Raw genomic sequence first — 22,644 nt, 5'->3', positions numbered from 1 at the left:
ACCGGAACTTGCCGTCGTTCGCCTTCATGAACTTCAAGAACGATTCCTTCACGATGCCGCGCGAGCCGGTCGTCTCCATCACGATGTCGTCGATCTTCCCCAGCGGCTTGCCGTTGATCAGGACGGACGCCGCCGCGTCCGACGGCGCGCCGTGGAGCAAGACGATCCCCGCCATCCCCGCGCACAGGGCGCAGGCCCGCGCCAGAGGCAAAATCCTTCCGAGGCCAGTTTCTTTCGAGCCCCCGGGCCTTCGCATTTCCCGTGAACTGAACAATCTCCGCACCTTCCCCCACCTCAACTTCATAAAAGATAACGGCAGGTACAGCGCAAACCGCACGCCATACCTGCCAAGAGCCCCATCCAAACGTTACGGCTTCAAAGCCCGTCCACAATATGCCGGGGACATCCTTTAAATTTCAGACGGCCCCAGATGGAACGTCCCCCTGCTAAGGGTTACTTTTCCTGTATGGAGTCGATGAGGGCCTCCAACTTGGGGTTCTGCCCCGTGATGACGAGCATCAGGTACTTATCGTCCTCCGTGCTCAGGATCGCCTTGCTCTCCACGCCGGCCTCGTTCTTGAAGGTGAACGTATACACGTCGTCCTCGAGGACCGGCTCCGACCCCTTCAACGCCTGCGCGAAGCCCGCAGCCAGGTCCTTGGGCTCCTTTCCCTCCCGATCCTCCATCGTGATGCTCAACGCCGCGGACTTGTCGTTGGCCACGACCGCCACGGTTGCACCGTCCTGCGTCGCAGTCCAGTCGTCCGGGACATCCACGGTGAAGTCCTTAAAATCCTGCACGGCCGCGAAGGCCGCAGCGGAGAACGCGAGGACCGCCAACACCGACAAAACACCGATACGCTTGCTCCACATTCACAAAAACTCCCTTCCCCATAGCGAGGTTGAATAGACAGGGGGTCGATCCCCTTATCCAGAGTATTCTATGCCCCACCCGGATAGGGGTCCATGACCTGAGGTCAGGATTTTGAGGTAAAAAAGCGGCTTTCTTTTGAAAAAGAAAAAGTTTTTGGTTGGGCATCCAGTTCAAAGAGCCATCCCCGGTTTCCTGCGCGCTCTTGTATAATTGTGAGCATAAGAAACCTTTGCAGGAGAGGTACTCCATCTTCAAGAGGGCTTCCATGCCTTTGAAGACCGAATTTTAAGGAGGACGCTCATGTCCGAGGAACATTTTCTTCCGCCCTGTGCAGGGAAGGGGGTCCTGCCCCGCGCGAGGGTGAACGCGATTCTGGAATCCGCAAAGGAGCGAGGAGGGCAGTGGATCTACGTGGGGGCTCCGGGCGGATTCGGAAAGAGCCTTGCCGTTTCGCAGTGGCTGGCCCCGCAGCGCAACAAGCACGCCTGGATCACGCTGGACCCCTACGACAACAACGAGGGCCGTTTCGTCCGCAAGTTCCTTGGGGGCCTCGCCTTCGCCCAGAGGGCGAACCGAAGGCTGGCCCGGGCCGCAGAGCGGGTACGGCCCCCCTTCCTGGACTCCCTGTTCGACGCTCTGGACCTGCTCCTCCCCAACGAAAAAAAGTACGTCCTGGTCCTGGACGACCTCCACCACCTGCGGGACGGGGCGGTACTGCGGGCGTTGCCCCTGCTCCGAAAACGCCTCCCCGCCGGCTTCACCGTCTGCCTCCTGAGCCGGAACGAGCCCCCGGACGTCTTCCTGGACGCCATCCTGAAGGGCGGCATGACCGTCCTGGACGCCCGCGACCTGGCCTTCGACGAGGAGGAACTGCGCAGGCTCCTGCTGCGAAACGGTCTCTCCCCCAGCCAGGCCCTCGACCTCCTGAGGCGGACCGCGGGCTGGCCCATAGCGGTGGAGGCCCTTTTGATGGGGCGTGGAGCGCCGGGAGAGGCTGGAGGAAACAAAGAAATTTCCCCCCACGAAACGCTGCACGGGGAAGAGCTGCTGCGCCGCTACCTGGACGTCCACGTCTGGAGCGGTTGGGACGCCCAGGTTCAAGACTTCCTGATGCAGGCCTCCCTGCCCGACCTGCTGGACGGGCAGCTGTGTCGCCGCCTGACGGGACGTCAGGACAGTGCCGAAATCCTCGAATCCTTGTCCCGGAACCTGGCCTTCGTCTCCAGCCTGGGAAACGGGCGCTACCGTCTGCACGACCTCTTTCGTGACTTCCTGAGGGAGAAGCTCGCCGAAAACTGCCGTGTCGAGGAAATTCACGCTCTGGAAAAAAAGGTGGCCGACGCGCTCTTTGAGGAGGAGGACTATTACGCCGCCGCGGCGCACTACATCCGATGTTCCGATTCCAGGGGACTGTCCGCCTGCTGCGCGGCCTTTCGGCGGATCGCCGCCTTCAGTTCGATCGAGGATCGCATCGCGTTCTTCAAGGAATGCGTGATCGGCGGACGTGAGGCCCTTTTTGAGGGGAACCTTCCCATCATGGCCCAATGCGCGTTCGTGTACTACGTGGAGGGGGATGCCCGGAAGTTCCTCCGGCTTATGGATAAGATCGAACGAGAGCTGGAACGGCGAAGCCAGAAGGGCGATTCCTGCGAGAAGGCGGACAGGGACGCGTTTCAGTTTTTCTGGGTGCTTCGGGCCCTGGACTTCCGAAGGCCTATCGACCGCTATACGGACGATTTCCTGGCGGGACGAAAGGACCTGGAACCCTTCCTGGCCGATGGACCGTTCTGGGTGGGGACCTTCACCGCGGCCATGCCCGTGCTGCACCGGTCCTTGATGGACCAGTCGGACCTGGCGCGGGGCCGCAGCCTCTACGCCCAGGCCGCAAGAAGGCGAAAGGCCTTTACCTCCCTTTTGGGAAATGAGCACCTGGTCGTGCTGGAGTGCCAGCTTGCCGGGATACTCTACGAGAGCAGCCGTCTCCCTGAGGCCTGCTTCCGGGCTCTGAGGGCCCAGGAGATGATGGAAACGACGCCCTGCAGGGCGGAGGTGCGGTTCGCCGCCGACCTGATCCTGTCGGCCATCCTGAAGGGGATGGGGCGGACGGATGAGGCCGCCAGGATCGAGGCGGAAACGGAACGGCGCATCGAGAGGGAAGGCCTCCTGTCCCTGCGTTCCAGCCTCAGGGCCTGGCGCTATGCCTCCCGCATCGCCGGCGGAGATGAGACGGCGGCGCGGGAGTGGCTGGATTCCTACGCTGCACCCCTGTCCGACAGTTTGCCCCTGTATCGGATGCACCAGCATTTCGTCACAGCCCGGGCGCTGCTCGCCATCCGTGAGGATGCCCTGGCCGTGCTGTTCGGGGAGAAACTGCTGAAGCTGGGGATGAGTTTTCGGCGCCGACTGGACATGATCGAGGCCTCTTTGTTGCTCTCGATCGCTTACAGGAACCTGGGAAACCGCAGGGAAAGCCTCTCCTGCATCAGGAGGGCGCTCAAGATCGCGGCGCTCTGCAATTTCTCGAGGCTCTTCATCGACGACGCGCCCGTCCTCGCCCCGATCCTGGACGCCCTGCTGCGGACTCTCAAAACGCGCAAGGCACTCTGGATCGACTTCGCGGTCCGGGTCCGGGCGGCCATGGCCGGGACCGATACGGCGCCTCTGCCTCCATCGAAAGTGGAGGCAGAGGCGGTCCCTGCCCTGAGCGACAGGCAGGTTCGGATTCTGGAACTTCTTGAAAAGAACGCGAGCTACGGGGAGATTGCGAAGGCCCTGGGGATTGCCCACAGCACGGCAAAATACCACGTCCTGAGGCTTTACCGCGCCCTGGGCGTTTCAAGCGCCGCCGGGGCCCTCGCCCGCGCAGACCGCATGCGAGAGGACGACCCCAGCCTGTGACGCGGTGCTCCGGGACAGGCAGAGGACGCCTCAGGGCAGATCGCCGGACGGAACGCCGGGGCTCGCCAGCAGGATGACGCGCTCGCCCGAGGTCACAAGGTTGTACTGCTCGCGGGCCAGGTGCTCGATCCCCTCCCGCGTCTTGTAGAAGGACACCTTCTCCTCGTAGTTTCTGACGTTTTCCTTCTTCTTCTGAAGGAGGTCCTCCCGCTCGTCGATCGCGCTCCGGATCTGCTCGATCCGGCTCACTTCAAAGGCGTAGTGCGTCACCATGATCAGCGCCAGGACGCCAAGCAACGCGATCAGGGCGATCCGCCTCAGCGGGGGCATCGCCATGGCGCTACATCCGTTCCGGAGCGCTGACCCCAAGCAGGCCCAGGCAGGTGGCGAGGACGATGCGCACCGCCTCCGCCAGGCGCAGGCGGCCGTGCTCAACCTTCGCGCTCTCTCCCAGGATGCGGTTCGTGTTGTAGAAGGAGTGGAACGCCCCCGCCAGGTTCAGCGCGTAGGCCGCCACCATGTGGGGCGCCAGGTCCGCTGAGGCCCCGGCCATCTCCACCGGGAAGACCGCTAGCGTTTCGGCCAGGGCCCGCGCATCCTTGTTGTCAAACAGCAGGTCGGGAAGGGGCGTCCCGTCCCGTCGCAACTCCGCCGCATCGCCGCCGCGCCCCTCCCACTCCCGAAGGATGCTCGATATGCGGGCATGGGCGTACTGGAGGTAGTAGACGGGGTTGTCGCTGCTCTGCTTCTTCGCCAGGCTCAGGTCGAAGTCCAGCTGGCTGTCGCTGCGCCGCATGAGGAAGAAGAAGCGCGTCGCGTCCACCCCGACCTCGTCCAGGACCTCCTTGAGCGTGACGAACTCGCCGGCGCGCGTCGACATGCCCACGAGCTTCCCGTCGCGCTTCAGGGACACCAGCTGGATCAGGAGGGCCTTGAAGTCGCCGGGGGCCCGGCCCATCGCCTCGACGGCCGCCTCCATGCGCGGGACATAGCCGTGGTGGTCCGCGCCCCAAACGTCGATGACCCGGTCGAACCCCCGACGCACGAACTTGTCATGATGGTAGGCGACGTCGGAGGCGAAGTACGTCGGGACGCCGTTGCTCCGGATCAGGACCCGATCCTTGTCGTCCGCGAAGGCCGTTGACTTGAACCACAGCGCGCCGTTCGCTTCAAAGGCGTAGCCTCGCTCCTTCAGGTCCTCGATGGCGTGGCTCACCTGGTCCCGCTCGTAGAGCGACGCCTCGGAGAACCAGCTGTCGAAGAGGACCCCAAAGCGCTCCAGGTCCTTGCGTATCCCATCGAGGATTTGGTCCGCTGCGTACCGTTCAAACCAGGGGAGGCTCTCCGCGAGGGGAGTGGCGAGGAAGCGGTCCCCCTCCTCCTTCCGGATCTGCTCCGCCAGTTCCAGCAGGTAGTCGCCCTTGTAGCCGTCCTCCGGCAGCGGGGCGAGCTCCGACTTGCCGCAGACCTCGAAGTAGCGGGCCTGTGCGGACCTCCCCAGCGTCTCGATCTGCAGCCCGGCATCGTTGAGGTAATACTCTCGTTCCACGTTCCAGCCCGTGAAGCTCAGGATGCGCGCCACGGCGTCGCCGACGGCCGCGCCGCGGCCGTGGCCGATGTGCAGCGGCCCCGTCGGGTTGGCGCTGACGAACTCCACCTGGACCTTGCGGCCGTGGCCCATGTCCACCGCCCCGTAGCGCTCCCCCTGCTGCAGGACCTGCGACGCGGCTTCGGCAAACCACCTGGGGGAGAGGAAGAGGTTGATGAACCCCGGTCCCGCAACCTCCACCCTGTCAAGCAGGTCCCGGCACCCCTCCTGCAGGGAGCCGGCGATCCGGACCGCAATGTCGCGCGGAGGCATCGAGAAGGCCCGCGCCAGCTGCATGGCGACGTTGCTGGCCCGGTCCCCCTGGTCCGCGCGCCTGGGGCGTTCGAGCTCAAAGGACAGGGCCTCCGGCAGCTCCTTTCCGCACTCCTCGGCCGTCCTCAGGGCTGCGGAGCGCAGGGCCCGAACCAACGCAGCCTCCGCTGCGTTCAACCTGGAAAAATTCTCGTCCATTCTCATCGTTCCTCCCAAAGTCAGCGCTTCAACTGCACAGGAATATGCCTCTCTGCGAAGGCCTTCCACAGGCCCACGCAGCGCCGGAGCAGCGCCAGATCGCCCTCCGCCACCCTGAGCGTATCGACCTCGCACCGAGCCGAGCCCACCACCCGATGACGCCATGCCTTGCAGCTGTCGCTGTAGTTGATCCTGTCCGGCGTCCGCTTCGTCTCCCCCTCATCGAGGATGCGCTCCGCGCTGCGGGGTAACCCGATCGTCCACCTCTGCTCCAGGACGAAGGGGAAGCGCAGCTCAAGGGGACCGGACTGCCCTCCCAGCGCGCTGAAGGCCTTCGGCAGAAAGGCCGGCGGCACCGCCAGCAGGCCACTCCCGCCGATCCCGGCCACGCCGGGCTTTTCCTTCAGGGCAAAGGAGAGCTCCAGCCCCTCCCCGCTCCGCCGGCACTGGACGTCCTCGTAATGGCGAAGGTCGGGGAAGAGCTCCAGCAGGGCGGCGCGCGCCTCCGTCTCCGCGGGGGACTGCTGCGGCAGCAGGAAGGAAATCCAGGCTCCCCGAAGGAGCAGGCGCACGGCGCCGGTCAGTCTCCCCTGCTCGTCCATCTTGAGCTCCATGGCGGCGAACAGGCGGTTTGCCGCTGCCCTGGAGACGGGCACCTCCTTCCGCGACAGGCTGCCGTCGACGGAGAGGCCGAAGACCCGCTCCCCCTGCAGGGACACGGAGGACCCTCCGTCAAAGGGGGCACTCATGTCGTAGAAGACGCTGTCCCGCGTCCGCTGCTTTCCGTGGAACGCGGGGAGCTCCAGCAGGGCGTCCTGCAGGAGCTCACGGGACAGGGGGGGCTCCTCCTCAGGCTCGACGGGAAGGCGCCACCTCATGGGCGCGTCCACCCCTTCCTGCGCCAGCCAGGCCTTCGCCAAAAGCAGCTTTTCGTTCCGGGTCCAGGGCGCCGCATCCGGGACCTTTCGCCGGGTCCCATCGGGCAGGTGAAGCTCCGGCTGAAGGAAAAGCCAGTTGAGGAGCCCCTTCACGCCCTCCTCGGCGGACCTGCGAAACCCTGCCCTTGCGGCGTCCGGCGCGTTGGGGAGCTCGCCGGCATCCGAACGCATCAACCGGATCAGGCCCGCTCTCTCCCGCCTCATGCTGAAGGCCAGCCCCGACCTCCGGGAGCGCACCAGCCCCTTCGACTCGAAGGGTGCGGCGTTGATGACGCGCCAGCTGTAGACGGCCTCCTGAGGGGTCCGTCGGACCTCCGGCTCCAGCTCCTGGGGGAAGGCGCGAAAGACGACGGACTGGGACGGGAGGAGATGCACCTCCACGTTGGACTCCCAGACGGGAAGAGACTCCTGCAGCCAGACGAGGTCCTCAAAGGCCAGGGCATCGGGCGCTACGTCCCGCCAGGCGATCGCCAGGATGAAGGGCTCCGGCAGGTCTCGGAAGCTCACGGCCCGGAGCCCGCCCTCGTCAACCGGCGTCACGTCCCGGAGCTTCTCTCCCGTGTCGAAGGAGTAGACGCAAGCCTGCAGGACCTCCGCCCGTCCCCCTGCGGGGTCCGGGATACGCCAGGTCAGCCAGCGGTCGTCCAGGCCCCTGCGGCCCAGGATGACCCACAGGTGCGTCCGCTCCATCCCTCCCTTGTCGCCCCGTCCAAAGACCTCCCGGCGCAGCCAGACGATCCCCTGGGCGTCGGGGTAGGTGGTGAAGTCCGGGTTGAGCTGGCGCATACGCGCGACGCTGTACTCCGGCACCTCCCCGTCCTGCGCTGCGGCGGGCAGAGCCAGGGCGGCTGTCAGCAAGAGCCACGCCGCCAGGAGCCGGCACAGCCTCGTTCCAACCCCACAGGCGGGGCCGCGAGGGGTGGCTCGCGTTTTGCCGGGGACGGCGGCGTTCCCATCGAAGCACATCTCCATCCCCTAGAGCCCCTTCCCGCAGCAATGCTTGTACTTCTTCCCGCTCCCGCAGGGGCACGGGTCGTTTCGCCCGATCTTCGTCCCTCGGCGCACGGGCTGGCGTTTCTCGCCTCCCGGCTGGGGCAGCGGGTCCTCTCCCCTGCCCTCCGGGCTGAAGCCCGGAAGCTGAAAATCCCGGCTCTCGGAAACGCGCCGCTCCCTGGAGGGCCCCTCCGCAGAGACGACCTGCACGCGGAAGATCTGCTCCGCGATGGCCTCCTTGACCCGCTCCATCATCTCCTGGAACAGGTTGAAGGACTCGAACTGATACTCGATCAGTGGGTCCTTCTGGCCGATGGCCCGGAGCCCGATCCCCCGGCGCAGCTCGTCCATGGCCAGCAGGTGATCGCGCCAGGCGTTGTCCAGCGTGTTCAGCAGGACGTACCGCACCAGGCCCTCCGCCACCTCCGGCGGCAGGGTTGCCATCTTCCGGTCGTAGCGGGATTCGATTTCCTTCAGGATCTCCTCGCGCACCAGCTCCAGCCCGGCGCGGCTGTCCACCCGCGCCACCTCGTCCCCGCTCCCCGCCCCGAAGAGGGCACGGAAGCGCGCCTCGGCCCTCGCCGGGTCCGCCTCTCCCTCCTCCGGGAAGTAGTGGTCCAGGATCGACGAGGCGACGCCGTGGACCACGTCCCGACCGTAGGCGACGACGTCCTCGTCCGTCAGGATCATGTGCCGCTCGTGGTAGACCGCTTCTCGCTGCTGGTTCATCACGTTGTCGTAGGCCAGGAGCTGCTTTCGGATGTCGAAGTGCATCTCCTCGACCTTGTGCTGCGACGATTCGATGATCCTGGAGAGCATCCCCGACTCGATGGCCTCCCCGTCCGTCATCCCCAGCTTCCCCATCAGGCCCTGAATGCGCTCGGAGCCGAAGAGGCGCAGCAGGTTGTCCTCAAGGGAGAGGTAGAAACGGCTGCTGCCCGGGTCGCCCTGACGGCCGGACCGCCCGCGCAGCTGGTTGTCGATGCGGCGGGACTCGTGCCGCTCCGTCCCCACGATCGCCAGGCCGCCCAGCGCCGCCACCTTCTCGTGCTCCTCGCGGCAGGCGGCGGAGAAGTCCGCAAGGCAGGCGTCGTAGGCCTCCTTGATCCTGGCGAAGAACCCCCGCAGCCGCCCGGCGATCTCCGCGCCCTCGGCCGCGTTGATGTGCTGCTCCTTCAGGTAGTTCGCCGCCAGGTTCTCCGTGTCCAGGTTGGAGTAGCGCACGAAGTACTCGTAGACGCTCTCCTCGTCCAGTCCGCTCCCGCCCCAGTCGATGTTGGGTCGGGTGGTCAGGAGCTTCTCCCTGGCCAGAAACTCCGGGTTCCCTCCCAGCATGATGTCCGTGCCGCGGCCCGCCATGTTCGTGGCGACGGTCACCGCTCCCTCGTGTCCCGCCTGGGCCACGATGTGGGCCTCCTTCTCGTGGTGCTTCGCGTTCAGCACCTGGTGGGGCACGTGGCGGGCCTTCAACAGCTTGCTGACCCGCTCCGAATTCTCGATGGAGGTGGTCCCCACCAGGACGGGCTGTCCGCGCTTGTGGCACTCCTCCACGTCGTCCGCGACGGCGTTGAACTTCTCCACCATCGTGCCGTAGATCACGTCGGGGTTGTCCTTTCGGATCATCGGGCGGTGGGTGGGAATCGTCACCACCTGCAGGCCGTAGATCTCCTTGAACTCCTCGGCCTCCGTAGCGGCCGTTCCCGTCATGCCCGCAAGCTTTCTGTACATGCGGAAGTAGTTCTGAAGGGTGATCGTGGCAAGCGTCTGGCTTTCGCGCCCCACCTTGACGCGCTCCTTCGCCTCGATGGCCTGATGGAGCCCGTCGGAGTAGCGGCGCCCCACCATGAGACGCCCCGTGAACTCGTCCACGATCACGATCTCCCCGTCCTTCACCACGTAATCCACGTCGCGGGTAAAGAGGCGGTGTGCCTTCAGCGCCTGCACGATACGGTGCGCCAGGTCGGAATGTGCCGCGTCGGAGAAGAGCCCCGGCAGCTTCAGGGCGTCCTCGCAGCGCTGGATACCCGCTTCCGTGACGGCGATGCTGCGCTCCTTCTCGTCCTTTTCGTAGTCGGCCCCTTCCTTGAGCTGGCGGGCCACGCCGTCCGCCTTCACGTAGAGATCGACGTTGTCGTCCGAGGGGCCTGAGATGATGAGGGGAGTTCGGGCCTCGTCGATGAGGATGGAGTCCACCTCGTCCACGATGCAGTAGGCGTGCGGGCGCTGCACCATCTGGTCCGCGCGCATCACCATGTTGTCGCGCAGGTAATCGAAGCCGAACTCGCTGTTCGTGCCGTAGGTTATGTCCGCCCTGTAGGCCTCGTAACGCTCCTCGGCCGGCATGTAGGGGTAGATCACCCCCACGGAGAGCCCCAGGAAATTGTAGATGGGAGCCATCCAGGCGGCGTCGCGCCGAGCCAGGTAGTCGTTCACGGTCACGAGGTGGACGCCCTCCCCCTTCAGGGCGTTGAGGACGACGGCCAGGGTCGCCACCAACGTCTTGCCCTCGCCGGTCTTCATCTCGGCGATGTGCCCATCGTGCAGGGCCATGCCGCCGATCAGCTGGACATCGTAATGGCGCAGGCCGATCGTCCTCCAGGACACCTCGCGGGCCAGCGCGAAGACCTCCGGCAGGAGCTCGTTCAGGTCCGCCCCCTCCCGCGCGCGCGCGCGCAGCTCCGCTCCGAGGGTCCGCAGCTCCTCGACGCTCCTGGCCTCCATCGCGTCCGACAGGGCGTTGACGTCCTCAACCTGCGCGCCGTACTTCCTGAGGGCGCGGTCGTTGGGGTCCAGCCCCAGCATCTTCCTTAAACTCTTCCACAGCATTCAGGCAGTCACCTCAAAATGATGATAATATCGTCAAAAAATACAGAAGTACGGGCGCGGCCCCCTGAGCTCCTGGGCACCGGCAGCTTTCCTCCTGCCATTATAGCCCACAGGACGCCGCTGCGCCCCGGCTACAGGGAGCGCCAGTTCTTGAAGCCCTGCCCCAACACCTCCGAGGCGTCGCAGATGGAGACAAAAGCGTTGGGGTCCTTCTCCTTGAGGAAGCGCTTGAGGTTCGCCACCTGGCGCGGTCCCAAAAGGGAAAGGAGCACCGGGCGGGACTCACCCGTGTAGACGCCCCGGCCGTCGAGGCGGGTCACGCCGCGGCCCGTCGCCGTGATGAAGCGGCTGACCTCGTCCGGGATGTTGGTGATGATGAGCGCCTGCTTGCGCTTGTCGAAGTTTCGGGTCATGTTGTCCAGCATCACCCCGCAGATGTACACGCTGACCACGCCGTAGACCACCGACTCAAGGCCCACCACGCCCAGGGAGAACGCCAGGATGACGACGTTGTAGATGATGGAGAAGCGACCCACCTCCAGGTCGTAGCGTCGGCGCAGGACTGCGGCCGCAATGTCGAAACCTCCGCTGGAGCCCCCCACGTTGAACATCGCCCCTATGCTGACGCCCTTCAGGAAGCCTGAGATCACCGCCGCCATGAACTTGTCCTCCGTGATCGAGAACGGAAAGCGCGAGAAGACCGCGAGGAAGCCGGAGAACACGGCAACGGAAAAGACCGTCAGGGCCAGGAAGTGCAGGCCCAGGTCCCTGCGCCCCCAATAGATCAGCATCAGGTTGACGCCGACGATCATCCAGTTGGGAGAGAGCCCGAACAGGTAGTTCGTCAGCACCGCGATGCCGGGCACCCCGATGTCCGGAAAGCGATAGGGCAGCGTGCAATACGCCACCGCGAAGGCATAGACGACGTTCGCCAGGACCAGGACCAGGAGGGCCCGCCATTCCCTGGCGCACAGCTGCCGCAGGGAGCTCAGAGTTTCCTTTGCCATTCCCATTCTTTTCCCTCGTATTCTCAAGCGTATTTTTTCGGAAGCGCCGGGCGCCAACAGCCGGCGTCGAAGGCCTCCGGCAGGAGCCGGACCTCCGCGATCATCAGCGCCCCTCCCTCAAGCCTCGGCTGCACGACGTCCGCCCCCACCCACGTGAGGCTCACGTCGTTCAAGCCGCCGGGGTTCAACACCCGGACCTCGTCCCCCACGACCTTCATGAGGCGCCCTACAATGGCGCTCGCCACAGACCCCGTCCCGCAGGAGAGGGTGATGTCCTCCACGCCCCGTTCGTAGGTGATGACGTCGAGCACTCCCGCCAGTAGGTGGGCGAAGTTCACGTTGGTCCCCTCCGGGAAGAGGTCCCGTCGGTTGCGGATCGCGCGTCCCAGCAGAGCGTACTCCGCGATCGACCGGCGGCGTTCCTGCTCGAAGATCACCACGTGAGGCACGCCCACCACAAGGAAGGAGTAGGTGAGGTCACAACCCTCCACGGAGGCGTAGGCCCGCAGCACCGCCGACGCGGTGTTGACCGGCGCCAGGTCCAGGGCGACGCGGTCCCCCCTGACGGCCGCGTTCACGTCGCCTCCCAGCGTTTCAAAGGTCATCTCCCGTCCCGTGATCCCCCGCTCGAAGGCGAAGCGCGCCGCGCACCGGGCGCCGTTGCCGCACATCTCCCCCTCGGAGCCGTCCCGATTGAACAGGCGCATCCGAAACGCTGTGCGCTCCGAGGGCTCCAGCACGAGGAGGCCGTCCGCCCCCACGGACTCCCTGCGCCGGCAGACGGCCCGCGCCGTCCGGGCGAGGGTCGAAGCGTCCATCGCCAACGACAGGTTGTCCATGACGAGAAAGTCGTTCCCGTTTCCGTTCATCTTCAGGCAATCAATCATTTTAGCCACCTCCGAGCCGACGGCCGCAAGACGCCTGGCAAGCCCTGAGAATGCGTCGTCTTTTGCGGGAACTCCCCTTCCGAAGCTCCTCAAATGCGGTATAATAAATCAGTTGGACCTCTTTGCCAACGTCGCTTATCAAGCAATTTATCATAGCAGGCCCGCGGAAGAAAGTGCTGAGTAAAACTACACGACACGGCCTTTCCGCCAAGAGGAAGCCCAGCCGCCTGCCGGTCGCGATTCAGGAGGGAACATGGACAATAGAACGCAGGGGATGCAGAGCGCCATCAACGACTACAACGCCAACAAGATCAAGGTCCTTGAGGGGTTGGAGGCGGTGCGCAAGCGTCCGGGGATGTACATTGGCGATACGGGGCCTAGGGGGCTTCATCACCTGGTCAACGAGGTGGTCGACAACTCCATTGACGAAGCGATGGCCGGCTTCTGCACCCGAATCGACGTGACCGTCCACAAGGACGAGAGCGTTACCGTCCAGGACGACGGCCGCGGGATCCCGACGGACCCGCACCCCTCGAACGGACGGCCGACCTGCGAGGTGGTGCTGACGCGCCTGCACGCCGGCGGCAAGTTTGAACAGGGCGCCTACTCGGTGTCGGGAGGCCTTCACGGCGTGGGCGTTTCCGCCGTCAACGCCCTCTCGGAGTGGTTCGAGGTCACCATCGCGCGAAACGGCATGGAGCGCACCCAGCGCTTTGAGCGCGGCGTGCCCGTCACGGACCTCTCGGAGGGCGTGCCCGTCGATTGGCAGGGCACGAGGATTCACTACCTCCCCGACAAGGAGATCTTCGAGGACGTCCACCACTCCCTGGAGACCCTCAAGAGCCGCTTCATGGAGCTGGCCTTCCTGAACGCCGGGGTCCGCATCTTCGTCACCGACGAGCGCAACGGTGAGAGCAGGGAGTACCACTTCGAAGGGGGCGTCAGCGCCTTCGTTCAGTACCTGAACCGAGACAGGACGACGCTCTTCGCTCCCCCGGTCGTCATATCAGGCGAACGAAACGACATCAAGGTGGACATGGCCCTTCAGTACAACGACGAGTATCAGGAACGCATCCTCACCTACGCGAACCTGATCCACACGGTGGAGGGCGGAACGCACCTCATGGGCCTGCGCCAGGCGCTGACGCGAGCCCTCAACGAGGCGGCGCGCAGCGGTAAACTGCTGAACGACAAGGAGGACAACCTCTCGGGCGACGACTTGAAGGAGGGGCTGACCTGCGTCCTCTCCGTCAAGCTCGTGGAGCCTCAGTTCGAGGGACAGACCAAGACGAAGCTCGGCAACAGCGACGTGCGCGGCGCGGTGGACTCCGTCGTCTACGAGGGGCTCCTCTCCGTCATCGAGGAGCGGCCCGACCTCGTCCGCCCCATCGTGGACAAGGCGCTTCGGGCCCGCAGGGCGCGCGAGGCGGCCAAGAAGGCCAAGGAGCTGGTGCGCAAGGGTGCCATGACGGGGATGAACCTTCCGGGCAAGCTGGCGGACTGCTCCTCCAAGACGCCGGAGAACTCGGAGATATACATCGTCGAGGGGGACAGCGCCGGCGGCAGCGCAAAACAGGCGCGCGACCGCACCTTTCAGGCTATCCTGCCGCTGCGGGGCAAGATATTGAACGTCGAAAAGGCGCAGGAACACAAGATGCTTCAGAACCGCGAGATCCAGACGATCATCACGGCGCTGGGGTGCGGCATCGGCACGGAGTTCAACGCGACGCGGCTCCGCTATCACAAGATCATCATCATGACCGATGCCGACGTGGACGGCGCGCACATCAGCACGCTGCTCCTGACCTTCTTCTATCGCCACATGCCGGAGCTCCTGACGGAGGGGTACATCTACCTCGCCCAACCGCCGCTCTACCGCGTGCAGAGGGGCAAGCAGGTCCACTACTGCTACACGGAGAAGGAGCTGCGCCAGCAGGTGGACAGCGCACCGGACCCCGACAAGGTGGGCGTGCAACGCTACAAGGGGCTCGGCGAAATGAATCCGGAGCAGCTTTGGATGACGACGATGGACCCGGCCAACCGCATCCTGAAGAAGGTGGAGCTGGACGACGACCTCCTGGCCGACGAGTACTTCGACATCCTGATGGGCGAGAGGGTGGAGCCGCGCCGGGAGTTCATCACCACCAACGCCAACTCGGCCAAGAACGTGGACCTCTACGCCGGTTGACGCGCGAGGGGTTCACCTGCAAGGTAAAAGTGACGCGCTCCGGCGGAAAAATCTGCCGGAGCGCGTCAACGTTTTTTCTGGATTTTGAGCCGGGGCCTGCGGGGAGGGCCGACGCCGCTCAGGCCGTCGCCCGTTCTCCCGACGCCGCCGCCCCGTCGTGGATCTGCCTCAGCACCTCGATGGCGACCTCAAGGGCGCGCTTGCCGTCCCGAATCCCCACCAGGGGCTGCCGCCTGTCCCGGACGCAGCTCACGAAGTGGGCCAGCTCCAGCTTCAGCGGCTCGTTCTTGGGGAAGATCGGGCTCTCGAGGATCTCCATCTGTCCGTCGCTGCTGCTGACGCAGCGGTTGATCTGCACCGTCTGCGTTTCGTAGTTTACCGTGATCTGGCGCTGGCGCTCCATGATCTCCAGCTGGCGCAGCTTCTTCTCCGACACGCGGCTGACCAGGATGTGGGCCACCACCCCATTTTCAAAGGTGATCTGGGCGTCCGCGATGTCCTCGTGCTCCGTAGAAACGCAGGCCCCCGCTGCAGCGATGCGGGCGATGGGGGACGGGACCAGGGAGAGGACGATGTCGATGTCGTGGATCATCAGATCCAGCACGACCCCCACGTCGTTGATTCTCGGCGAGAAGGGGCCGATGCGTTTGGACTCCAGGTAGACGGGCTTGTGGGCCGTCTGGGAGATGTAGCGGATCGCGCTGTTGAAGCGCTCTATGTGCCCCACCTGAAGCACCAGGTCCTTCTCCGCCGCCAGCCGCAGCAGGTCCTCCGCCTCCTCGGGGCGGGTCGTGACCGGCTTCTCGATCAGGACGTGAAGCCCCGCCTCCATCGCTCGCTTTGCGATCTCATAGTGCAGGCTCGTTGGAACCACGATGGAAACGGCGTCCGGCGCCTGACGGTCAATGAGCTCCTCCAGGCTCCCATAAGCGGGGACGCCCAGATGAGCGCCTATTGAACGCGCCCTCTCCGGATCGTTGTCGGCGACCCCCACCAGGCGCGCGTCCAAAAGCTCCGTATAGACCCGCGCGTGGTGCTGTCCCAGGTGCCCCACCCCAATGACGCCAAACCTCTTTATCGATTCCATAACGTCACCTTCCAGACGAGATACAAAGTGTTCGTGCCGTATGCGCGGCAGCTGTGTCGTCCCCTGTTTATCTTTATCCCCGCTTCGGCGTCCTTTGTGGCGCACCGCCGCTCCAAAACGCTCCCAAAAAATGAAATTTCTTCGCGGTGCAGCGGTCAGAGCAGTCGAAGGTGCAGGAACATCCGGTCCTCGCGGTCCCCTCCGCGGTAGGAGTAGCAGCGTCCGTCGGAGGCCGTGTCCATCCCCGCAACGTGAACCCGGTCCTCAGGGACCCCGCACTCCATCAACTGCCGTCGAATCTCGCCCGCGATATCGAAATGGAAGCTCTGTCCCATCCTATCGACGTTCTCCGGATGGAAGGCGCTGAGACCGCGCTGCGTCCACTCCTCAAGCGTTCGGGGGTAGCTTCTGCCGGCGATGCAGGGGCCGATCCACGCGGAGGCGGAGGCCGCCGCTCCCCGCCCCATCGAACGCTCGACCTCCAGAAGGCCCGATTGCGCGATGTTCTGGACCGTGCCCTTGTAGCCCGAATGGAGGATCAGCGCCCACGGGCCGTGCCGCCGTGCCCACTCCTCCGAGGGGAGCAGGAGGACCGGGGCGCAGTCCGCGAAGCGCAGAGAGGCGTCGAGGTCGCTGCGCGTCAGCAGGATGCCGTCCGCCTCCACCTGCGCCGGCAGAGCAACCTCAGGAGCGGCCTTCAGAATTCGGACCCCATGCACCTGGCGGGGGGCGACCAGGGACCGACCTTCGTCGAGGAAGTCCGGCGCGAGGCGATCGCGGATCGCCGCGGCGCGCCCTCCCGTTTCCGCGAGCAATGGGCCGCGCATAAAGAGGCGGGCGGAGGCAAAGGAGCGGGCCGGCAGGAACTCCAGGACGTTCTGACCCTGCGGAAGGCCCAGCCGAAAGTGCTCCCGGTCGGTTGCGCGCTCCTCAAACACGGCGGGGTCCTCCGTCCTCAAGCGCTTCCTGCAGCCTGGGCCGTACCCACCCGATCAGGTAGAGGCTGCCGCAGACGAGCACGACCTCGTTCTCCCGACGGGCCAGCGCCGCTGCCTCCAGGGGCGAGGCGAAGGACCGGGGCTCATTGCGCCAGGGAATTCCCGCCGACGCGCTCAGCAGGTCCTGAGCCGGGAGGCACCGCTCCATGTCCGGCACCTCCGTGGCGTAGAGGGCTGGGGACAGCGCGCTGAGGAGCGAGAGGCACCCCCGATAGTCCTTATCCCGCATCGCCGCGTACACCACGCCTAGCCTCTTGCCCTTCCAAAGCTCCCTGGCGCTCTCGACGAGCCTTTTCACCCCGTCCAGGTTGTGCCCCCCGTCCAGGACGACCGTCGGGTCGTGGGCGATGACTTCGAGGCGCCCGGGCCATCGGGCCTCCTCGATCCCCTGCAGGATAGTCCGTTCCGCCAGCCCCGGGAACCTGTCCCGAACCTGAGCGAGGGCCAGGAGCGCCAGCGAGGCGTTCGACAGTTGGTAGCGCCCCGGCAGACGGGTGCGGACGCGGTCAAGACGGAGGAGCGGAGAGCGAAAGTCGAAGGTGCAGCCCGACTCGTCCATCAGGACGTCCTCCAACCGAACCTCCTCGGAGACGACGTGAGGCAGCGCGCCCACCCTCCCGCAGAAGGCCTTGAAGAGGGGGATCAGCGCCGGGTTGTCGCCCATGAAGCAGGCAGGAATGCAGGGCCTCACCACGGCGAACTTCTCCCCGGCGATCTCCTCCAGGGTGTTCCCCAGAAACTCCATGTGGTCCATGGAGATGGAGGCCACGACGGAACACACGACCTGCCCCAACAGGTTCGTCGCGTCCAGCCGGCCGCCCAGTCCCGCCTCGACGACTCCCACCTGCGCCCCCTCCCCTTCGGCCAGCAGGAAGGCCGCTGCCGTCACCAGTTCAAAGTAGGAGGGAGGGTCCTGCGCCAGAAGGCCATCCTCCCGCACCGGCGCAACCACCTCCCTGACGGCAGCCAGCCACTTTTCGCCCGCAATCGGTTTTCCGTCGATCAACAGGCGCTCCGCGGGGCTCTCCAGGTGGGGGCTGCTGTAGAAGGCGGTCCTGTAGCCCGCGGCCCGCAGCACCGACGCCAGGAACGCGCAGGTGGACCCCTTTCCGTTGGTGCCCACGACGTGCAGGGCCGGCCACCGATCCTGTGGACTCCCCAGGAGGTGGAGCAGCCGCCCGATCCGCTCCAGGCCGGGGCGGATCCCCTGAGAGGCCGCACCGTTCAAAATTTGTTCCATCTCCAAAAACGCCGCAGCATCCGAAGGGTTCATTGCACGATTCATCGGACCACTCCCTCGCTTCCGACAAAGGATTCCAACAAAAAAGCTCCGGGGGACTTCACTCCCCGGAGCAAACGTGAGATATCACAAATTAACGCTGGGCCGGTGGGATGGCGTAACTCTGTGGGAATCCCAGCTTCTTGAGCTGCAGGATAGCCGCATCCGCGGATTGTTTTGTATTTCCGGCCTGTACCCAGACCTTATGGAACCTCGGTCCAGAAAACACCGTCGCCTTGTACCCGGCCTTCGTCAGTTTTGCAACCGTTTCCTGCGCAATTCCCTTCGAGGAATAGGCTCCCACTTGAACGCGCCACACGGCCGTTCCCTGCTGAAGGGGCTTCTGAGGCGCGGGGGGCTTTGGCTTTTGCTGCGGGGCCGGCTTGGGCTGCGGAGGCTTGACAGGATCAGGCTTAACCTCCGCCCGGGGCTTCCTCTGCCCCTGAGGAGGTGAAGCCTCCTTCTGTTTCACCGGCGTACGGTCCACCTTCACCATGCCCGCTCCAGCGTCCTTAGAGGAAGTGGTCGCTGGGAGGGGTAATGGGGTGGGGCGGGCCGTAGTGTCGCCGTAGGGGATGACCGTAACGTCCAGGGGCAACGGGGCTTTGGGGTTGGAGAGCAACTCCGTCCCCCCGTCGGCGCTGTTCGTTCCGATCCTCGTGAGATCGGCCTGCGGAACCTCCTCCACCGTGGGAACCTCGGCATCGGTCGAAGATGTCGTCCCCGAAAGGGGCTCCTCCGCCTGCGGGGGAAGGACCTCCGAGGAGAAGGCCAGGCCATTGACAAAGAAAAGTTTCCCGGCAACCACAAGAAGGCCGATCGCCACAACTCCGACGAACGGCAGGATGATATCTCCGAAGGAGAGGATAAACCCCTTCTTCTTGATCTCCCTATGTCTTGATCGCCTCGTGATCCTTCTCTTCAACGGTGCTGCTCTCATTCCTCGCCCCTTCCGTTACTCCTTAGGGCGCCTTCTGAAGATGGCGGGCTGGTCGTAGGGCATCTTGGGCAGGCCTCGGAACGGCGCCATCTCATCCTCGCTGGGGGACTGCAGCCTGGTCTCCTCGAAGCTCCCGCGCTCCTGCCTTCCGAAGATCGTCCTCGCGTGGGACGTCTGCTGCGTTCCCTCGTTCCTGGCGGCCGGCTTTTCGGGCACTCGGTTGGAGGAGGGCGCCTTGCGCCCCAGGGCCCGTCCCTCCGGGAACCCCGTCGCAATAAGGGTCACGCGGACCTTGCCGCCCATCTTCTCGTCGATGACGTGCCCCCAGATCACCTCCGCCTCGGGGTCCGCCGTCGATTTGACGACCTCCGCCGCCTTGGACATCTCCATCAGGGTGATGTCCGGCCCCGTCGTCACGTTGAAGAGGACGCCCTTCGCCCCCTCCATGGGCACCGACATCAGCGGGGACTTGATCGCGGCGCGCGCTGCCTGCTCCGCCCGGTTGTCGCCGTCGCTCTCCCCAATCCCCATGATCGCCGTCCCGGCGTTGGACATCACCGTCCGCACGTCCGCAAAGTCCAGGTTGATGAACCCCGGCTGGGTGATCAGGTCCGTCACACCCTTGACGGCCTGGTAGAGCACCTCGTCCACCATCGCGTAGGCCTCCGTCAAGAGCATCTTCTCCGCGTTGCCCAACTGAAGCAGCCGGTCGTTCTCCACGATCAAAAGGGCGTCCACGCACTTTTTGAGGTTTTCAATGCCGCCCTGAGCCGTCTTGAATCGCTTCTGCATCTCAAAGTTGAACGGCAGGGTGACGACGCCGACCACGAGGGCCCCCGATTCCTTGGCAGCCGCAGCGATCACCGGCGCAGCTCCCGTCCCCGTGCCGCCGCCCATTCCGGCGGTCACGAAGAGCATGTGCGCGCCCTCTATGTGCTCTTTAATGCACTCCAGGGACTCCTTCGCGGCCTCCATGCCAACCTCCGGGTTCGCGCCGGCTCCAAGCCCTCCCGTCTTCTTCTCGCCAAGGATAATGTGGTTGTTCTTCGGGGCCCGGTTCAAGGCCAGCGCCTTGGCATCCGTGTTGGCGGCGATGAACTCCACGCCCTCCAGGCCGGATTCAATGATGTGGTTCAGAGCGTTGCCGCCTCCGCCGCCCACTCCAATGACGATGATATTCTCCCGCTGCTTCATCGAATCGTCGGAGAGCTCAAACATCTGTCCCTGATCCATCTGCCATCCTCCCAGCTGCTTTTACTTCGACATTCATCCGGTGCCCCGGCCTGTTGCAGGCGGCAGGAATTCTTTTCGAAATCAACAAATCCCCAGCCCCGCGCCATACACGACATCACGCTATGCGGCACACTGCATCCCATTCTATGTTAATTAGAGGACGAACTCACCCGCCGTGCCACAGGAAAAATACAGAAATTCCAGAGGAAGCGCTGATCAATCTTAAAAATGATCAAGGATCATCAAACGAAGGGGTTCCTTCAGCGCTTCCCCGAAGGTTCCCCCACGCGCTTCGTGCGGCCTCGGTGAAGTTTCTGGCGCTCATGGGGACCCGTACGGTTTATCGTCCTCAACCACTGGGCCAGTGTTGCCCTAGAAGAGGTCCTTGAATTTCCTGGCAAGCCCGCCGAGAAAGCTCCTCAGGTTTTCCGCCGTCGGCTCCGGCTTCTGGGAGTCCGTCATGGGGTCGTTCAGGTACTCGGTCGACAGGCGAACGTCCTCGGAGTTGGGCTCGACAAAGAGGTGAGAGTAGCTGTTGCGGTAGGTGTTGTAGCGCAGGAGCCCCGCCGCGCTGACGTAGGAGGTGTCCTCTCGTCCGGGCGGCATCGCGTAGATGGGGTGAGCAACGCGAACCTTCATCTGCAGGACCTCCCCAAGCATCTCCACGATGCCCGGCGTCTTGGCCACTCCACCGGACAGGATCACCCCGCCGGGGAAGAGCTGCGGACTGCAGTCCGCAAGGGCCACCCGGACGTAATCCATTAAGAGCTCCTCAATCCGGGCGCCGATCACCTGGATGGCCATGTCGATGTCGATGCCGTCCCGCCGGAGAGATTCGTCGTCCTCCATGAAGATGCGCTTTTTGACGTCTTCGGCATCCCGCAGGGAAACGCGAAGGACGGTGGCCAGGTCGCTCGTGATGTGTTCTCCCCCGATGGGGATGCTCATGATCTTGAAGGGACGACCCCCGCGATAGAGGACGAGCCCCGTCGCGCCGCCGCCGATGGAGAGCGAGATGCAGCCCATCTTCATCTCCTCCTCCATTACGGACCCCAGCGACGCGGCCAGGGGCTTCAGCACAAGCCCCTTCACCCGAATTCCCGCCCCCTCCTGAACACAGGTGAGGACGTTCTGGGTATAGGTCATGGGGACTGAAACCGTCTGAAGCATGATCTCTAGGCGTTTCCCCGTCATGTTCAGGGGTTCGTCCACGGGACGGCCATCCAGCTCATAACGCACCGGGATCGTATGGACCGAAAAGGTGTTTTTGGGGAGTTCAAGGCGGCTTTGAGCGGCCTCAATCGCCCTCATGAGGTCCGCCTCCTCGACGCGCCTCGGCTCCCGTCCGTCCAGGGCCACCATTCCCTCCGTCATCACGCTGTTCACGTCCAGCGAATTGAAGGCAACGATCGCGGAGTTGATGCGCTGGTTCGTGATGTTCTCCGCCTCCCGCAGCGCCCGCTTGACGGACTGGGTCGCCTCCTTCAGGTTGACGATGACGCCCTTGGAAAGGCCGTGAGAGGGGGAGTAGCCCATACCGATCACCTGTACAGCCTCCGGGTAGCGCGGGTCCTGCTCCGCCACAATCACGGAGATCTTCGTGGTGCCCACGCTAAGTCCGACTAAGGTATCCGACTCCCTTTGCAATTACTTCAAACTCCCTTCTTCTGGCCCGCCCGGCAAATCTCTCAACAGGATCTTGCCCTTATACGTGGCATCGATCAGGTGATTTCCGCCCTCTTTCGAGAGTTTTGAAAAGAGTTCTTCAAGCCCGACGCCCAGGTCCTGCCCCTCATATTTTTCAGGCTGTATCAAGAGCTCAAAAAGCTGTTTTTCGCGCCTGAGCTTCAGGCGAAACAGATCCGCCCCCGCCCTGCGGTCCCAGGCGATGTCCTGTACCGCACGAAACCATTCGTACCTCTGGTATTCGTCCAGGAATCCGGCGAGCGCATCCAGCGACATCGGAAAGTCAAAGACACCGGAGGGAGGCCGTTCTCCGTCCTCCTTCAGCTGGGGCAGGCGCCACGTCGGGCCCAGCCCCAAGTCAGCACTCGCCATGTGCCCCTGCGCCTCCGCGACGTTCCACATGCGCCCTTCCCGCGAAACGCACCACAGCTGGTCGTACCACCGCACCTTCAGCCACGGCGTCAGCCGCTTGATCGCGGTCGCGAACCTTCCGACCCGCGGCATCGTCGTGACCACGGACACCGGTATGTCCCGTTCCAAAAACTGCTTTAGCCCCTCCGCGTCCTTCAAAAAGTACGGCCAGAAGCGAAAACAGCGCGACGGGAACACCGACCACAGCCGCTCTTCCAAGGCAGGGTCCTGAGCGTCCACCCGGTAGCCGCTCAAGGGCATCCACGCCCTGTATTCCACGAGGCGCCAGAGGCCGCCCAGGAGCAACGACATCAAAAAAACCCTCGACCAGCGCACGCCC

Annotated in this window: 17 protein-coding genes; 2 read left to right on the top strand and 15 right to left on the bottom strand. The window is 64.5% G+C overall.

Translation table 11 applies throughout. From position 1 onward, the window contains the following. Both ACO41U_RS01020 and ACO41U_RS01015 read right to left on the bottom strand, forming a co-directional pair. The coding region (locus tag ACO41U_RS01020) for a hypothetical protein (protein WP_485941110.1) at positions 1–211 on the bottom strand (211 nt) is incomplete at its 3' end. Positions 212–453: 242 nt separating this feature from the next. Then, the gene (locus tag ACO41U_RS01015; protein WP_485941109.1) at positions 454–873 is read right to left on the bottom strand and encodes a hypothetical protein; all 420 of its coding nucleotides are present in this window, start codon (positions 871–873) and stop codon (positions 454–456) included. Between the two features lie 301 nt (positions 874–1,174). On the opposite strand from ACO41U_RS01015, the gene ACO41U_RS01010 reads away from it, so the two are divergent. After that, entirely contained in the window at positions 1,175–3,772 is a 2,598-nt protein-coding gene (locus ACO41U_RS01010) for a winged helix-turn-helix domain-containing protein (protein ID WP_485941108.1), read from the top strand. A 30-nt stretch (positions 3,773–3,802) separates the two neighbouring features. Here ACO41U_RS01010 and ACO41U_RS01005 read toward each other — a convergent pair whose 3' ends face one another. The 6 genes from ACO41U_RS01005 to dapF all read right to left on the bottom strand — a co-directional run bounded on the left by ACO41U_RS01005 (position 3,803) and on the right by dapF (position 12,482). Continuing rightward, positions 3,803–4,108 carry an FtsB family cell division protein gene (locus tag ACO41U_RS01005; RefSeq protein WP_298777546.1) on the bottom strand — a complete coding sequence of 102 codons (306 nt, stop codon included), beginning with the start codon at positions 4,106–4,108 and terminating at the stop codon, positions 3,803–3,805. A 4-nt stretch (positions 4,109–4,112) separates the two neighbouring features. Next, positions 4,113–5,831 carry an arginine--tRNA ligase gene (argS, locus tag ACO41U_RS01000; RefSeq protein WP_485941107.1) on the bottom strand — a complete coding sequence of 573 codons (1,719 nt, stop codon included), beginning with the start codon at positions 5,829–5,831 and terminating at the stop codon, positions 4,113–4,115. Between the two features lie 20 nt (positions 5,832–5,851). Beyond that, complete coding sequence (locus ACO41U_RS00995) at positions 5,852–7,741, bottom strand: hypothetical protein (protein ID WP_485941106.1); 1,890 nt, start codon at positions 7,739–7,741, stop codon at positions 5,852–5,854. 3 nt (positions 7,742–7,744) lie between these two features. Then, on the bottom strand, positions 7,745–10,588 hold the full coding sequence (secA, locus tag ACO41U_RS00990) for a preprotein translocase subunit SecA (RefSeq protein WP_485941105.1): 2,844 nt from the start codon (positions 10,586–10,588) through the stop codon (positions 7,745–7,747). A gap of 131 nt (positions 10,589–10,719) precedes the next feature. Further along, complete coding sequence (locus ACO41U_RS00985; RefSeq protein ID WP_485941104.1) at positions 10,720–11,595, bottom strand: YitT family protein; 876 nt, start codon at positions 11,593–11,595, stop codon at positions 10,720–10,722. 23 nt (positions 11,596–11,618) lie between these two features. Further along, positions 11,619–12,482 (bottom strand): diaminopimelate epimerase, encoded by an 864-nt coding sequence (gene dapF / locus ACO41U_RS00980; protein ID WP_485941103.1) that lies wholly within the window; start codon positions 12,480–12,482, stop codon positions 11,619–11,621. Positions 12,483–12,735: 253 nt separating this feature from the next. Between dapF and gyrB the strand changes: the two genes are divergently transcribed. Next, positions 12,736–14,670: a DNA topoisomerase (ATP-hydrolyzing) subunit B gene (gyrB, locus tag ACO41U_RS00975; RefSeq protein WP_485941102.1), complete on the top strand. Its 1,935-nt coding sequence runs from the start codon at positions 12,736–12,738 to the stop codon at positions 14,668–14,670. A gap of 118 nt (positions 14,671–14,788) precedes the next feature. On the opposite strand, the gene ACO41U_RS00970 is transcribed toward gyrB, so the two are convergent. From ACO41U_RS00970 to ACO41U_RS00940, 7 genes are all read right to left on the bottom strand, one after another. Continuing rightward, entirely contained in the window at positions 14,789–15,757 is a 969-nt protein-coding gene (locus ACO41U_RS00970; RefSeq protein ID WP_485941101.1) for a Gfo/Idh/MocA family oxidoreductase, read from the bottom strand. A gap of 155 nt (positions 15,758–15,912) precedes the next feature. Next, the gene (locus ACO41U_RS00965; RefSeq protein ID WP_485941100.1) at positions 15,913–16,695 is read right to left on the bottom strand and encodes a purine nucleoside phosphorylase YfiH/LACC1 family protein; all 783 of its coding nucleotides are present in this window, start codon (positions 16,693–16,695) and stop codon (positions 15,913–15,915) included. Further along, positions 16,688–18,040: a bifunctional folylpolyglutamate synthase/dihydrofolate synthase gene (locus tag ACO41U_RS00960; RefSeq protein ID WP_485941099.1), complete on the bottom strand. Its 1,353-nt coding sequence runs from the start codon at positions 18,038–18,040 to the stop codon at positions 16,688–16,690. Before ACO41U_RS00960 ends, ACO41U_RS00965 begins: the two co-directional genes overlap by 8 nt. Before the next feature lie 88 nt (positions 18,041–18,128). Further along, the gene (locus ACO41U_RS00955) at positions 18,129–18,959 is read right to left on the bottom strand and encodes an SPOR domain-containing protein (RefSeq protein ID WP_485941098.1); all 831 of its coding nucleotides are present in this window, start codon (positions 18,957–18,959) and stop codon (positions 18,129–18,131) included. A gap of 30 nt (positions 18,960–18,989) precedes the next feature. After that, on the bottom strand, positions 18,990–20,207 hold the full coding sequence (ftsZ, locus tag ACO41U_RS00950) for a cell division protein FtsZ (protein ID WP_298782059.1): 1,218 nt from the start codon (positions 20,205–20,207) through the stop codon (positions 18,990–18,992). Between the two features lie 372 nt (positions 20,208–20,579). Beyond that, complete coding sequence (gene ftsA / locus ACO41U_RS00945; protein ID WP_298782061.1) at positions 20,580–21,854, bottom strand: cell division protein FtsA; 1,275 nt, start codon at positions 21,852–21,854, stop codon at positions 20,580–20,582. Then, the gene (locus ACO41U_RS00940; protein WP_485941097.1) at positions 21,855–22,616 is read right to left on the bottom strand and encodes a hypothetical protein; all 762 of its coding nucleotides are present in this window, start codon (positions 22,614–22,616) and stop codon (positions 21,855–21,857) included. Between the last annotated feature and the right edge of the window lie 28 nt (positions 22,617–22,644).

This window comes from Fretibacterium sp. (genome assembly GCF_057312375.1).
This window is presented reverse-complemented; position numbering and strand designations above follow the sequence as displayed.

Bases quoted from the DNA above. Each gene is read 5' to 3' on its own strand.
- ACO41U_RS01015 (WP_485941109.1), bottom strand. From the start codon at position 873: ATGTGGAGCAAGCGTATCGGTGTTTTGTCGGTGTTGGCGGTCCTCGCG.
- ACO41U_RS01010 (WP_485941108.1), top strand. From the start codon at position 1,175: ATGTCCGAGGAACATTTTCTTCCGCCCTGTGCAGGGAAGGGGGTCCTG.
- ACO41U_RS01005 (WP_298777546.1), bottom strand. From the start codon at position 4,108: ATGGCGATGCCCCCGCTGAGGCGGATCGCCCTGATCGCGTTGCTTGGC.
- argS (WP_485941107.1), bottom strand. From the start codon at position 5,831: ATGGACGAGAATTTTTCCAGGTTGAACGCAGCGGAGGCTGCGTTGGTT.
- ACO41U_RS00995 (WP_485941106.1), bottom strand. From the start codon at position 7,741: ATGGAGATGTGCTTCGATGGGAACGCCGCCGTCCCCGGCAAAACGCGA.
- secA (WP_485941105.1), bottom strand. From the start codon at position 10,588: ATGCTGTGGAAGAGTTTAAGGAAGATGCTGGGGCTGGACCCCAACGAC.
- ACO41U_RS00985 (WP_485941104.1), bottom strand. From the start codon at position 11,595: ATGGCAAAGGAAACTCTGAGCTCCCTGCGGCAGCTGTGCGCCAGGGAA.
- dapF (WP_485941103.1), bottom strand. From the start codon at position 12,482: ATGATTGATTGCCTGAAGATGAACGGAAACGGGAACGACTTTCTCGTC.
- gyrB (WP_485941102.1), top strand. From the start codon at position 12,736: ATGGACAATAGAACGCAGGGGATGCAGAGCGCCATCAACGACTACAAC.
- ACO41U_RS00970 (WP_485941101.1), bottom strand. From the start codon at position 15,757: ATGGAATCGATAAAGAGGTTTGGCGTCATTGGGGTGGGGCACCTGGGA.
- ACO41U_RS00960 (WP_485941099.1), bottom strand. From the start codon at position 18,040: ATGAATCGTGCAATGAACCCTTCGGATGCTGCGGCGTTTTTGGAGATG.
- ftsZ (WP_298782059.1), bottom strand. From the start codon at position 20,207: ATGGATCAGGGACAGATGTTTGAGCTCTCCGACGATTCGATGAAGCAG.
- ACO41U_RS00940 (WP_485941097.1), bottom strand. From the start codon at position 22,616: ATGTCGTTGCTCCTGGGCGGCCTCTGGCGCCTCGTGGAATACAGGGCG.